Genomic DNA, 12,659 nt, shown 5'->3' with positions numbered 1-12,659 from the left:
CTACCGTCTAGGAGTTGTGATGGGGTTCGGTGGCGGTTTTTGTGCGTGAATTGGCTCCCGAACTGCGGGCGGTACTCAGATACGAACCACCTGCTTCGCTCGGTGAGACAGCCGATTCCTGGTGGATTGAAAGGGCGACCGCGAACCGCGCGAGGGCTTTCGAGACCGACACTCCGGTTTCATCTGCTAATCTGAACACGACTAGATTGGAGAGGCTAAAGAACCGAGGAAATCGAGTGGAAGCTAGCTACTGCCGAAGCCGAGGAGTCTACCACACTGCCCCGCACCGCAACCGCGGGCCACACCCTCCCCAACCGACTGCGCTTCTCGGCCATAGGCCTGCGATGCTCGTCCCTCGCGCGGATGACGGGTCGCACGAGAGCGACCCGCCAGCGCGCGCCGAAGTGGAGTATCAATTCGAGACGCCCGAAAAACGAACTCCTGCCTCAATCTGTCCGGGGAATCGCGTAGGCTCCGGCGGCGAAGAAGACGAGCGTCAGCGCGACCAGCACGCCGAGTTGGAACTCCCACGTCTGGCCGAAGGCGGTAGCCAGCGTCTCGACCTCGTTTCCGGGCGGCTGGTAGGTCAGCCCGCGCACTCCTCGCGCGAAGTAGGTCAGCGGCGAGAGGTTCATCGCGGGCCGGAACCACGCCGGGAGCATGTCCGAGGAGATGAACGTGTCCGAGAGGAACAGAAGCGGGAGCGCGATGGTGTTGCTCGCGGCGATGACGCCGTCTTGGGAGTCGGCCAGTCCGCCCAGCACCGCGCCCAGTCCGCAGAACAGCGCGACAGCGAAGGCGACGAAGACGGCCACGAGGGCCAGATTCCCGACTCCGAGCGCGAGCGTGGCGGTGCCAGTCACTAACGCCATCAGGCCCAGAATCAGCAGCCCCGCGAGGCCGATGATGGCGACGTTGACCAGCGTGTGCGCGAGCAACCACTCGGACCGCGACAGCGGCGTGGTCGCCAGCTTCTCGAAGCGGTTGCCCTCGCGGTGGCGCGCGACCTCCGAGCCCACCCGCGAGAGGGGCGTGAACAGCACGACCACGGCGAGATACCCCGGCAGGTAGTAGCCCGGCGGTTGGGCGAACAGGCCGCCCCCGCCCGGATTCGTCTGGACCAGCACCGCGAAGATGAGGATGAGGATGACCGGGAAGAAGAACGTGAAGAACACCGCGGTCCGCCGCCGGGCGAACGACCGCCACGCCGCGCTGGCCTCCGCGCGGACCCGACCCGTGGCGCTCATCGCTCACCTCCCGCGACGGCGGTGTCGCCCGCGCTCGCTCCGTCGGTCTCCTCGCCCTCCACGTCGCTCTCGCCGCCGACTGCCCCGGCCCCTCCGCCCGCACCGCCGACCACGGACCGACCGGTCAGTCGGAGGAAGGCGTCTTCGAGGTCGGGTTGCTTCCACGTCAGCGCCTCGTAGGCGACCCCGGCGTCGTTGAGCGCCCGGACCACCTCGCCGATGTCCTCGGGTTCGACGCCCCCAATCGTGACTCGCCCGTCGCCGGTCTCGACTTCGAATCCGGTTCCCGCGAGCGCGTCGGTCGCCTCGGCGGGAGTGGCTTCGTCCGAGTCGGTCTCGACCACGACGCGGGTCCGACCGCCGTACTCGGCCACGAGGTCCGAGGGGGTTCCGACCGCTGCGAGTTCGCCGTCGGCCAGCAGGCCCACCCGGTCGGCGAGGCGTTCTGCCTCCTCCATGTAGTGGGTCGTCAGGAAGACGGTGGTTCCGCGCTCGGCCAGCTCCTCGATGAGCGACCAGAGCGCCCGCCGCCCGCCGGGGTCGATGCCGGTCGTGGGTTCGTCCAGAAACAGCACGTCCGGGTCGTTGACCAGCGTGGTCCCGACGCAGGTCCGGCGCTGCTGGCCGCCCGAGAGGTTCTCGTACCACGTCGAGTCGTCGCCGTCGAGGCCGACCTCCGAGAGGACCTCCTCGGGGTCGCGGGCCTCGTCGTAGAGTCCGGCGTAGTACTCCACCAGTTCTCGCGCGGTCAGTCGCTCCGGCGGGTCGAACGACTGGGGGAGGAGGCCGAGACGCTGTCGGTCGGCCTCGTCCGGGGCGGTCCCGAACACCGACGCCGACCCCGAGTCCGGTTCTGTCGTGCCCGTCAGCGCCCGGACGAGCGTGGTCTTGCCCGCGCCGTTGGGACCGATGAGCGCGAAGACCTCGCCCTCGCCCACCGACAGCGAGACGCCAGAGAGCGCAGTCGCGTCCCCGTAGGACTTCCGGATGTCCTCGGCGACGAGTACGTCTGCCATGTCCGACCGTTACGGTGGTCCGCCCCTAAGCGGTTCGATTCCGACGCCAGCAGGTATTTGTGTAAGCGACCGGATACGTCGGGTATGAGCGACGCCGACCACTTCAGGGCGAATCTGGAGACGAAAGTCACGGCGGAGTTCGGGTCCGAGCGCGACGCCGAGCGCGTGGCCGACGCCGCGGTCCGACTCCGCGAGGCCGAGGAGGTCGAGTGGAACTCCTCGTTCGTCGCCGAGAAGATGACCGACGCGCCCAAGGGACACAGCGTGCCCGAGAAGTGGAACTGGTTGCTCGGCTACTTCGGCTACGGCGAGGAGTTCGCGGAGTACCGAATCGAGTGAGACTCACTCGTCGAGCAGTCGTTCCTTCCGGTGTTGAAACTCCTCCTCGTCGATGAGGCCCCGCGATTTGGCGTCGCCGAGGCGTTCGAGGCGTTCCCGAAGAGTCTCGGGGTCTCCGGACGGCCACTCGTCGCTCGCATCGGCGGATTCGGCTGTATCGTGGCTTGTATCGGTGGGTTCGGCTGTATCGTGGCTCGCATCGGTGGACTCGGCTGTATGCTGGTTCTTCACGTACTCGGCGGCGCGGACGACGGCCGCGGCATCGACGCTCGCTGGAATCCAGAGATAGTACGCCGCGTCCGAGACGGCGATGTCGATGCGGTGGCGACGCCGCCCCTCACGGTGGCGGACGCCAGACACGTCGCTGTAGGGGACGCTCAGCGATTCGTCTCGGTCGCCGACCCCCAACTGGACGAAGATTCGCCGGTCGGTAAAGCAGTAGATGCCGCCTCGGTCGGGTTCGACCGTGTCCTCTGGGTCGCCGATACCGACGCCGGCCTCGTGGCACTCGAAGCAGAACTTGGGGTGTTCACCCGACGCGAGGTGAGTCACGACCGACGATTCGAGGTCGGCGACTGCGTCGGCTCTGCCGGCCAAGCGGGCGGTCGTCACCGACTCGTGGCCGGCGCGGGATGCGAACATCGATGCGAGACGCCGGACGTAATCGTCGGGGTTCCGCATACCTGTCAGACGTTCGTCTATCGCGGAACGTGTTATAATTTCTTTAAATTATCATTGGATATAACTGGATGACAGTCGGTCACAGTCGCCCGCCGAAACTGGGCCGCCAGCGCAGCAACGCCACCGTGACGACGAACGCGAGCGTCCCGATAGTGTAGGACCACTCGCTGGCCGCGGCCGCGACTGCGGTGCCGCTTCCGGCGAGTCCGGCCGCGAGGGTGGCGACGACCGGCCACGTGCAACTTACGCACGAGACGAATCCGACGAGGCCCGACACCGCCGACCCCGCGGTGTCCAGCACGGTGTCGTAGACCAGATACGCCAGCGCGAGGTAGCCCACGACCTTGTAGGGCATCAGCGAGAGTTTGAGGTCCGAACTGGTGTACAGCAGGGCCGGACCCCACCCCGGCGGGAGCCACGCGACTCGCCACCCGAGGGCGTGCATGCCGCCCGGTTTGACGATACCGCCGACGGACGCCAGCAGCAGGAAGTAGCCGACCGCGATGGCCGCGCCCAGATAGCGCGTCCGCGCCGACCGGGCCTCGGGCTTGGTCCGGGCGAACACCCAGATGGAGCCGTTTATCCAGACGAACGGGAAGACGAGGTAGCGCCACTCCGTGATGGTCGCGTCCGAGAGCAGGAGGTACGTGAACGTCAGGATGAGTTCGGTGTTGACCAACAAGCCAGCCCACAGCAATGTGTCTCGATTCGGTCGCAGGCGGTCCGCGTCGAAGCCGAGTGTTCCTGTCATGGTCGAGATGAAGTGTGGAAATCGTCCGTGCGTCGGTCAGAAGACGAGTGCGTCGGCGACGACCGCGACGAGGAGCGCGCCCAGATAGGCGTTCGAGGCGTGGAAAGACCGGAAGGCGGCCTCCTCGGTGCGCTCGCGGTGGAGTCGGACGACGGCCCAGAGGAAGACGCCGCCGAAGGCCACGCTCGTCACGGCGTAGAGCCATCCGAGCGTCGTGACCGCCGAGAGGAGGCCAGCCGCCAGCAGGGTCGCGCCGAGGTACAGCAGGATGTGCTTGCGGGTGACGGCCTCTCCTCGGACCACGGGCATCATCGGGAACCCGCCGCGGGCGTAGTCGTCCTTGTACGCCAGCGCGAGGTTGTAGAAGTGCGCGGGCGTCCAGAGGAAGATGACTCCCGACAGCACGATTGCGGGCAGGCCGATGTCGCCCGTGACCGCGGCCCCGCCGATGAGCGCCGGGAGCGCCCCGGCGAACCCGCCGATGACCGTGTTCTGGACCGTGTTGGGCTTGAGCAGGAGGGTGTAGACGACGCTGTAGAAGAGGATGGCGAACATCCCCAGCACCGCCGCCAGCAGGTTCACCGAGAGGAAGGCGACCAGCGAGAGCGCCGCGAGCGCGAACCCGAAGAGGACCGCGTTGCGGACCGGAATCTGGTCGGTCGCCGCGGGTCGGTCGGCGGTCCGGTTCATCTTCCGGTCCACGTCGCGTTCGAGGACGTGGTTGAACGTGCCCGACGCGCCGATAGAGAGGACGCCGCCCGTGAGCGTGGCCAGCACCGTCTCGACCCGGAGGGCCGGACCGGCCGCCAGCGCCATCGCGGCCGAGGCGACCAGACAGAGCAGCCACATCAGCCGCGGCTTCATCAGTCGGAAGTACGCGAAGCCGGTTCGCTTCGCCCGGTCGAGGAGGCCGTCGGGCTGGGGTCGGCCCGGCGCGGCCGCCGGTTCCTCGGCGTCGGGGACCTCGTCGGGGTCCTCGACGCCGGTCGGTTCGTCGTACGTCTCGGGTTCGAGCGTCCACGCCAGCGCGAGAACCACGCCGCCGAAAATAGCCATGCCGACGACGAGGTGGACCGCCGACAGCAGGGCCGGGGTGGCGGCGGTCGCGGCGAACGCCCCCAGTCCGACCTGTACCGGATAGAGCAGTACTGCGGCGGTGAGCGCGGCTCTGACTTTCCGAGGAGTCTCGGTCCGCCAGCCGAGGACAGTCGTCGCGGTCAGTGCGAGCGCGACACCGAGGGCGGCGACGCGGTGGCCCCACGCGACGGCCAGTTTCGGCTGGTCGAGGGGGACGAGCCAGTTGCCGTTGCAGGCTGGCCACGTCGGGCACGCCGCGGCGGCATCTGTCAGCGCGGTGGTCGCACCGACGACCACCAGCAGGTAGACGCCCATCGCGGTCGCCGCGAGCAGAGAACCGAACCGACGAGAGGTGTGTTTAGTCACGCGAACTCTCCTTATGGCACTTTGGGAACTCGCCATATTTAGTAGAATCGAATCCGGAGGCTCTGGAAAGTCAGCAGGTATTTATGGGGTCTGGCCTAAGGATGCAAACAGCATGAGTTCCAAGCGGACAGCCTTCGCAACGGTACTCGGGGTCGCGGCACTCGCCCTGTTCGCGGACCCGGCGCTCGCCTACGAGTCCACCACCGAGGAGCTAATTCGGTCGCTGAACACTCAGCTCCTCTACATGGCGATCCCCATCACGGTACTGGTCGAGGGCATCCTCGTCTACACCGTCTGGAAGTACCGCAAGAACGACGACCCCAAGCCGACCAAGGAGAACCGTCGCCTCGAAATTTCGTGGACCATCGCCACCGCGCTGGTCCTGTTGGTCGTCGGATACGCCTCCTACGGCGTGATGGCCGACAGCTACGTCTCGCAGGCCCAGAACGACATCGAACCCAACCAGGACGCGGTCGAGGTCGAGGTCGTCGGCCAGAAGTACCTCTGGAACTACAACTACCAAGGTGAGGACGTCTCGGCGACCGGCACGCTCGTCCTCCCGAAGGGACAGAACGTGTATCTAAACATCACGTCGACTGACTGGCTTCACGCCTTCCACGTGCCCGAACTCGGCCTGAAGCAGGACGCCATCCCCGGTCAGCACAACGTCATCAAGACGAAGCTCACCGAGACCGGCACCTATCAGCTCTACTGCGCGGAGTACTGTGGCGTCGGCCACTCCAAGATGCTCGGCAAGGTCGAGGTCGTCTCCCAGCAGGAGTACCAGGACTGGCTCGACGAGCAGCAGAGTAACTGAGCGACCCAGCGGTCTTCTCGCGGTTTCCCCTTCCCTCCCAGTCCCGACTCTTTCTCTCGACGCTGGTCCGCCATCGTCCGCTAGCACTCCTCGCTGATTTCGTCTCGCGCTCGTCACGTCTCGTCTCCGAGGGGTTTCCATCGCTCTCGTGCGTATATATTTTTCTCTGCGCACGCGCGAGACGAGAGCCGCTCGTCCGCTATCGGGGTTCGCTTCGATTCCGCTGTTCTGTCCGCCCGGCGCTCGTCGCTACGATGCTCGTCTCCTCGGCCACTCGTCGCCCGTCGCTCTTCTCCCCGTCGCTCAACCCTCGACACTCGTGGCCTCCTCGCCCCCGAGGAGGCCACGAGTCCGTAGTCGAGGTCCGGGAGGACTCGACGGACTCCGGCGCTGTCGTCGCTCGCTGAAGTCGAGGCAGCGAGGGGAGTCTCGTAGTCCCGTCGGAGCGTCCCACGTGGCTCAGTCGCTGAGCGCTCGGCGGGGTCGCCCAGAGAGGTGGCCCAGAAGAAGATTGCGAGAGGGACGACGAGGAAGGCGACGCGAGGAGGAACCGGCCGCGAGGAGACGACCGACCACGAGGAAGCCGACGACAGCGAGAGTCAGGCAGGACGGAAACAGTGAGCCTTCGAGTTGGACCAGTGCGCCGCGCGTAGCGGGCCAGCGCGCCGCGAGTAGTCGAAGTCCGTCGCGCGCGGGCGTCGTTGCGCGAGAGTAGCGTCGTCGGTGGTGGACCGGACACCAGCCTCGGCGTCGCTTTCGGTCGAGTCACGCGGCGAAAATCCGCCGCCGTGAGACTGATGGAATCGAACCGCGAAAAGGGGAACCGCGAACTGCGTCTTCAGACCGTGATTTCCGCGCCGGCGTACAGCACGACGACGAGGAAAATCCAGACCGCGTCCACGAAGTGCCAGTACATCGAGACCGTCGTGACCGAGACGTGGCGGTCGGCGGTGTACTGTCCGTAGAGCGCCCGGATGAACACGATGCCGATGAGGACCGCGCCCATCGAGACGTGGAGGCCGTGGAGGCCCGTCAGGGCGTAGAACGCGCTGCCGAAGATGCCCGAGGTGAGCGTGAAGCCTTCGTGCTGGATGAACGCGTAGTACTCGTAGACCTGCCCGCCGACGAAGATGACGCCGAGCAGGAGCGTCGCGCCGAGGCCGATGAGGAAGTTCTGCCGATTACCCTTCCGGAGTTCGACGTGGCCCCAGTGGAGCGTGATGCTGGACAGCACCAGCAGGGCGGTGTTGATGAGGACGAGCGACCCCAGCAAGTGTGGGAGTCCCTCCGTGGACCACGTGCCCACGCGGATGAAGAAGTAGTACACGAACCCGGCCCCGAACGTGGCGATTTCAGAACCGAGGAACAGTACCATACCCCATCGAAGTGCGCCGCCGCCGTGTCCCTCGCTGGACCAGAACGCCTTGACGAAGGCGTGGTAGACCCAGCCGTACAGGCCGACGAGGAACAGCGTGACGGACCCGACGAACGTGAGCGGTCCGTACAACGGGTCTACGATTGGTTGCTGTCCCTTCCCGAGGAGGAACAGGGCGGCCCCGATGTAGATGCCCGCACCACCGAGTGCGGTGACGAAGGGCCACCAGCTCGCCTCTCCGAATCCGTGAGGCCAGTCCTCGACGGCCGGTAGGTGATGGCCGTGCTCTTCTGCTGAATCGTCCGCTACTGTCATGGGAGTGGTTTGAGGGCCGAATAGTAAAAAGCCACCTGAACGCGCTCGCGGAACGACTACAAAATTGCCGGAGTATAGCCGGGTTACTACTGTCTAATCGTAGACAATTACGCGATAAATGTCAGGTTAGAAACTTCGAGTCGGGTTCCGAAGCGTCGTTCGTCCGGACAGTTACCGTTCGACCTCGGGGTCGTCCACGACCTGCTGGCGCTGTCGTCGGAGCGAGTCGGGCGTCTTGGCGTAGACGTGTTCGAAGATGTCGTCCACGCTGAGTCCGGTGCGCTCCTCGGCGTTGACGACCGCCTCGGCCACGCGCTGCTCGGCCCACTCGCGGAGTTCCTCCTCGTCGTCGTCACTCCAGTCGTGAGTGTCCTCCAGATACTCGCGGGTGCGCTCGAGGGGGTCTTTCTTGCGCCACTCCTCGACTTCGTCGTCGTCGCGGTACTTCGAGGGGTCGTCGGTGGTCGTGTGGGCACCCTGCCGGTAGGTGACGGCCTCGATGAGGCGCGGCCCCTCGCCGTCCTTCGCGGCGTCGAGGGCGTCCTTGACCGCGCTGTAGACCGCCAGCACGTCGTTGCCGTCCACGCGGACACCTTCGAATCCGTAGGCTTGGGCCTTCTGTGCGATGGTGGCGCTGGCGGTCTGGCGCTCGCGCGGGACCGAGATGGCCCACTGGTTGTTCTGGCAGAAGAAGACCGTGGGCGCGTCGAAGACGCCCGCGAAGTTCATGCCCTCGTGGAAGTCGCCCTCGCTGGTCGCGCCGTCGCCGAAACTGACCAGCGTGGCGGCGTCGTCGCCCTTGTAGTCGGCCGCCATCCCCGTTCCGACGGCGTGGGGGACTTGGGTGGCGATGGGAATCGTCGGCGGGAAGGTCCGGAGTTCGTCGGGATTTTCGCGGTCCACGTAGTTGCCCTCGCCGAGGAGGTAGACTAGCACTTCTTCGAGGTCGAGGCCCCGAGTGAGATACATCGCGTGGTCGCGGTAGGTCGGGAAGCAGTAGTCCGACTCCGAGAGGGCGTAGGTCGCGCCGACCTGCGCGGCCTCCTGTCCTTGGAGGGGTGCGTAGGTCCCGATGCGGCCCTGCCGGTGGAGTTTGACCGCCTTCTCGTCGAACGTCCGCGCGAGTACCTGCAGTCGATAGAGGTCTGTTACTTCCGACTCCGAGAGTTCCGGGTCGGTTCGTTCGTTCACGGTCCCGTCCGGGTCCACCACGCGCGTCAGGTTGGGTGCCTGTATTGCCATGTCGTCGATCACCGACTGTCTACCATAATATGGGTATCCACCGATATAAACCATTGCTCGGGGAACAGATTAGCAAAAATAAGACACTTTCTTTAAAAGGCAAGTTTCGAATCGTCCACGAGACGCCAGCGCAACCGGGTGTGGAATGAAAAATCGTCGGAGTTTTCGATTCGAAAAACTTAGGCGCTATCGCCGTTCATGCGAGGGTATGACACACTGGATCGGCCAGACGTTCACCAGCGACGCCGGATGGAATCACTTGGAAGACCTCGTCGATATCGGCAATCGGATGGCCGGGAGCGAGGGCGAACGCGAGGCCGCGGAACTCACCCGCGACGCGCTCGAATCGGTCGGCGCGCGGGACGCCCGACTCGAGGAGTTCGACATTCAGGGCTGGACCCGCGGCGACAGCGAGGTTCGGGCGGGCGACACCGCCCAAGAGTCCATCGCGCTCCCGCGAAGCCCCGACGGGACCGCGACGGGCGAACTCGTGGACCTCGGCTACGGCCTGCCCGAGGACTTCGAGCAAACCGACATCGAGGGCAAAGTCGTGATGGCCGCCTCGAACGTGCCCGACTACTACGACCGGTTCATCCACCGGCGCGAGAAGTACTACTACGCGGTCGAGGGCGGCGCGTCCGGCTTCGTCTTCCGGAACCACGTCGAGGGGTGTCTCCCGCCGACCGGGAGCGTCGGCACCGCCGAGGACCCCATCGGCGACATTCCCGCGGTCGGCGTGAGCAAGGAAGTCGGGTCCCGCCTCTCGCGGCGCTGGGAGGGCCAAGAGGTCGAAGTCGAGGTGAACGCCGAGACCCACGACGCGACCAGCCAGAACGTCCACGCCGAACTCGGGCCGGACACCGACGAGGAGGTCCTCGTCACCAGCCACATCGACGCCCACGACATCGCCGAGGGCGCGATGGACAACGGCGCTGGCACCGCGATGGTCGTGGAGATGGCCAACGCCCTCGCCGAGCGCGAGGACGAACTCGACACGAAGGTCCACTTCATCGCTTACGGTGCCGAGGAGGTCGGCCTCGTCGGGTCCGGACACGACGCCGAAGCGCGTCGCGCTTCGGCTAGTCGGACGGAGTCCGGCGACGCCGAGCAGGCCGACTTCGACGCCATCAAGGGCATCGTCAACAACGACGGCGTGGTCCGCGGACGCACCCTTTCGTTCTTCACCCACGGCTTCGACGCGCTCGAATCCGCCGCCGAGGAGGTCGCCGACGACTTCGGCCACCCCGTCAAGACCATCCCCGAGCAAGGCCCCCACAGCGACCACTGGCCCTACGTCAAGTGGGGCGTGCCGGGCTTCCACGTCATGAGCGAGACGGGCGACGAGGGCCGCGGGTGGGGCCACACCTACGCCGACACCCTCGACAAACTCGAAGTGCGAGACCTCCGCGAGCAGGCCATCGTGCTGACCGAACTGACTGTCCTCCTCGCGGGCGACGAGTTCGAGGCCGAGCGCAAGGACCCCGAGGAGATCGCCGCCGCGCTCGAAGACGACGACCTTGCCGAGGGCATGAAGATTATCGGCGACTGGCCCTACGGCGAGTAGGGGAATCTTCTTGATTGTTTAGATACTGTATATCGTTCCTAAACATCATTTTTTGTTTCTCTCGCTCGGGGGAAATCCCACCGAGCGCGAGCGAACGGCCGCCGGGATGCGCTCGGTGAAACGAACCACCGGCGAACGCTCGGTGAAACGAACCACCGGCGAACGCTCGGCCGACCAACCGGCAGGAATGCGCTCGGCCAATCAAACCACGTTTGGGTGGACGAAGGGGCCGCCCGGTCGCGTACACTTCAGTCGCCTGAGCAGGCCACTATTCGCCGCGGGCGGTGCGGAGAGCGGCGAATATCCTGCTCAGCGACCGCGAGCGGGCGGGGGCTTCAAGAAGACAACACCACGTGATCCTGCCGTCGTCACTTCCAATTACACCGAGACGAAGCGACCGGACAGGAACTTCAGAGGACGCTGTTCCCCCTCGAAGAGCAGAAAACCGGAGCCCGACTCCGTACCCTTTTCACGGATGACCCCCCAAGTCACACCAAATGCGTAGCGCGAACGAAGCGGAGGTCGGCGGCGCGTGACGCTCGGCATCGTCGGCGACGGCGCGCTCGCCGACCGGATACGCGAGACCGCCGAGGATGCGGGCGAGGCCGTGACCCACGGACCCGAGAGCGACGCGCTCGCGGACAGCGAGGCCGTCGTGGCGGTCGGCGAGTCGGCCCTCCTCGGGGTCGTCCGCGAGGAGGTCTGCGCGCCGGTTCTGCCCGTCGCGGCCGGGCCGGGCTACGGCGGCGTCCCCGAGGAGAGTGCGATTCCGGCAGTCGAGCGCGTGCTGGCGGGCGAGTTCGACACGACCGCGCGAGCGGTTCTGGACGTGTCGGTCGGCGGCGAGCGCGTCGGTCCCGCGCTCGCGGACGTGATGCTCGTGACGACCGAACCGGCCCGCATCTCGGAGTACGCCGTCCACTCGCGCGGCGAGTGCGTCTCGTGCTTCCGGGCCGACGGCGTGGCCGTCTCGACCCCGAGCGGGAGCCACGGCTACGGTCGGAGCGCGGGCGGACCGCTGCTCGAACCCGGCACGGGCGTCGTGGGCGTCGTCCCGGTCGCGCCCTTCGCGGTGAACGTCGATAACTGGGTCCTCTCGACCGACGAGCCGGTCACGCTCACCGTCGAGCGCGACGAGGGCGAGGTCTCGCTCCTGCTGGACGACCGGACCGAGCGCCCGGTCGCGCCGCACACGCCGGTCGAGGTGTCGGCGAGCGAGCCGCTCGAACTCGTCCGCGTCGCCGAGAGCCGACCGTTCTTCGAGCGGTAGGCGACTCGGCCGCGAGAACCGGCCTTGCACCCCCGCCACGAGAGGCCCAATGGAAAGGATATAATACGTCGCCTTACGGATTATCCAGTATGGAACCGCTGTCACTACTCGGACCGATTGACGCGATTTTCGCGGGCATCATCGAGTACGTGGTGTTCGCCTTGGTGCTGGTCAACATGGGCACGCGCTGGTGGGCCTACCGGGACTACCGCAAGCAGGCCCGGAGCGACGACCACGACGAGGAACTCAGCCGCAACTGGCTCCACGAGGTCTCGAACGTCGTCCTCGTGCTGGGGTCGTTCTACCTGCTGACGCTCCACCACCACGCGGGCATGGTGCTCTCGACGCTCGTCCTCGGCCTGTTCCTCACGGACTTCTTCGAGTTCGAGGCCAAGGAAGTCGAACTCCGCAAGGACGAGAAGCTTTCGAGCCCCAAGGGCGCGATGACCGCCTCGTTCGTGGTGTTCCTCTACGCGGGTTACCTCAGCCTGTTCTTCCTCGTCGAGCCGATTTGGAGCGCCATCGTCTAATCGCGGTCCGTCTCTTTTTATCGGGTTTCGCTCTCGAAGCCACTCTTTCTTTTCGCAGCCACCCTTCTT

13 protein-coding genes are annotated in these 12,659 nt (G+C 66.0%); 6 read left to right on the top strand and 7 right to left on the bottom strand.

Annotated elements, in window-relative coordinates:
• Window positions 1-446 precede the first annotated feature (446 nt).
• Together EPL01_RS18085 and EPL01_RS18080 are read right to left on the bottom strand one after the other, a co-directional pair.
• Window positions 447-1,247, bottom strand: a complete 801-nt coding sequence (locus tag EPL01_RS18085) for an ABC transporter permease (RefSeq protein WP_135826682.1) — start codon at window positions 1,245-1,247, stop codon at window positions 447-449.
• Window positions 1,244-2,263 carry an ABC transporter ATP-binding protein gene (locus EPL01_RS18080; protein WP_135826681.1) on the bottom strand — a complete coding sequence of 340 codons (1,020 nt, stop codon included), beginning with the start codon at window positions 2,261-2,263 and terminating at the stop codon, window positions 1,244-1,246. The genes EPL01_RS18085 and EPL01_RS18080 overlap by 4 nt, the downstream gene beginning before the upstream one ends.
• 84 nt (window positions 2,264-2,347) lie before the next feature.
• Here EPL01_RS18080 and EPL01_RS18075 point away from each other — a divergent pair, with 84 nt between their 5' ends.
• The gene (locus EPL01_RS18075) at window positions 2,348-2,602 is read left to right on the top strand and encodes a WNWW family protein (protein ID WP_135826680.1); all 255 of its coding nucleotides are present in this window, start codon (window positions 2,348-2,350) and stop codon (window positions 2,600-2,602) included.
• A gap of 3 nt (window positions 2,603-2,605) precedes the next feature.
• On the opposite strand, the gene EPL01_RS18070 is transcribed toward EPL01_RS18075, so the two are convergent.
• The 3 genes from EPL01_RS18070 to EPL01_RS18060 form a co-directional block, all read right to left on the bottom strand.
• A complete protein-coding gene (locus EPL01_RS18070) occupies window positions 2,606-3,283 on the bottom strand; it encodes an SHOCT domain-containing protein (protein ID WP_135826679.1) in 678 nt (225 codons plus the stop codon).
• 79 nt (window positions 3,284-3,362) lie between these two features.
• The gene (locus EPL01_RS18065; protein WP_135826678.1) at window positions 3,363-4,034 is read right to left on the bottom strand and encodes a DUF7546 family protein; all 672 of its coding nucleotides are present in this window, start codon (window positions 4,032-4,034) and stop codon (window positions 3,363-3,365) included.
• Between the two features lie 36 nt (window positions 4,035-4,070).
• On the bottom strand, window positions 4,071-5,513 hold the full coding sequence (locus tag EPL01_RS18060; RefSeq protein ID WP_135826677.1) for a heme o synthase: 1,443 nt from the start codon (window positions 5,511-5,513) through the stop codon (window positions 4,071-4,073).
• 76 nt (window positions 5,514-5,589) lie between these two features.
• Between EPL01_RS18060 and coxB the strand changes: the two genes are divergently transcribed.
• Both coxB and EPL01_RS22520 read left to right on the top strand, forming a co-directional pair.
• Window positions 5,590-6,294: a cytochrome c oxidase subunit II gene (gene coxB / locus EPL01_RS18055; protein WP_135826676.1), complete on the top strand. Its 705-nt coding sequence runs from the start codon at window positions 5,590-5,592 to the stop codon at window positions 6,292-6,294.
• A 495-nt stretch (window positions 6,295-6,789) separates the two neighbouring features.
• A complete protein-coding gene (locus tag EPL01_RS22520) occupies window positions 6,790-6,915 on the top strand; it encodes a hypothetical protein (protein WP_281275387.1) in 126 nt (41 codons plus the stop codon).
• A gap of 217 nt (window positions 6,916-7,132) precedes the next feature.
• Here EPL01_RS22520 and EPL01_RS18050 read toward each other — a convergent pair whose 3' ends face one another.
• Together EPL01_RS18050 and pdhA are read right to left on the bottom strand one after the other, a co-directional pair.
• The gene (locus EPL01_RS18050; RefSeq protein WP_135826675.1) at window positions 7,133-7,984 is read right to left on the bottom strand and encodes a cytochrome c oxidase subunit 3; all 852 of its coding nucleotides are present in this window, start codon (window positions 7,982-7,984) and stop codon (window positions 7,133-7,135) included.
• A gap of 171 nt (window positions 7,985-8,155) precedes the next feature.
• Window positions 8,156-9,226: a pyruvate dehydrogenase (acetyl-transferring) E1 component subunit alpha gene (gene pdhA / locus EPL01_RS18045; RefSeq protein WP_168215951.1), complete on the bottom strand. Its 1,071-nt coding sequence runs from the start codon at window positions 9,224-9,226 to the stop codon at window positions 8,156-8,158.
• Between the two features lie 208 nt (window positions 9,227-9,434).
• Between pdhA and EPL01_RS18040 the strand changes: the two genes are divergently transcribed.
• The 3 genes from EPL01_RS18040 to EPL01_RS18030 all read left to right on the top strand — a co-directional run bounded on the left by EPL01_RS18040 (window position 9,435) and on the right by EPL01_RS18030 (window position 12,590).
• Window positions 9,435-10,790 (top strand): M28 family peptidase, encoded by a 1,356-nt coding sequence (locus EPL01_RS18040; RefSeq protein WP_135826674.1) that lies wholly within the window; start codon window positions 9,435-9,437, stop codon window positions 10,788-10,790.
• Window positions 10,791-11,322: 532 nt separating this feature from the next.
• The gene (locus EPL01_RS18035) at window positions 11,323-12,060 is read left to right on the top strand and encodes an NAD(+)/NADH kinase (protein ID WP_135826673.1); all 738 of its coding nucleotides are present in this window, start codon (window positions 11,323-11,325) and stop codon (window positions 12,058-12,060) included.
• A gap of 89 nt (window positions 12,061-12,149) precedes the next feature.
• A complete protein-coding gene (locus EPL01_RS18030) occupies window positions 12,150-12,590 on the top strand; it encodes a DUF7313 family protein (RefSeq protein WP_135826672.1) in 441 nt (146 codons plus the stop codon).
• The last annotated feature ends 69 nt before the right edge of the window (window positions 12,591-12,659 follow it).

The sequence above is a fragment of the Halorussus ruber genome (genome assembly GCF_004765785.1).
Lineage (GTDB): Archaea > Halobacteriota > Halobacteria > Halobacteriales > Haladaptataceae > Halorussus > Halorussus ruber.
Note: the sequence above shows the minus strand (reverse complement) of the source record. Positions and strands in the feature narration are given on the sequence as shown.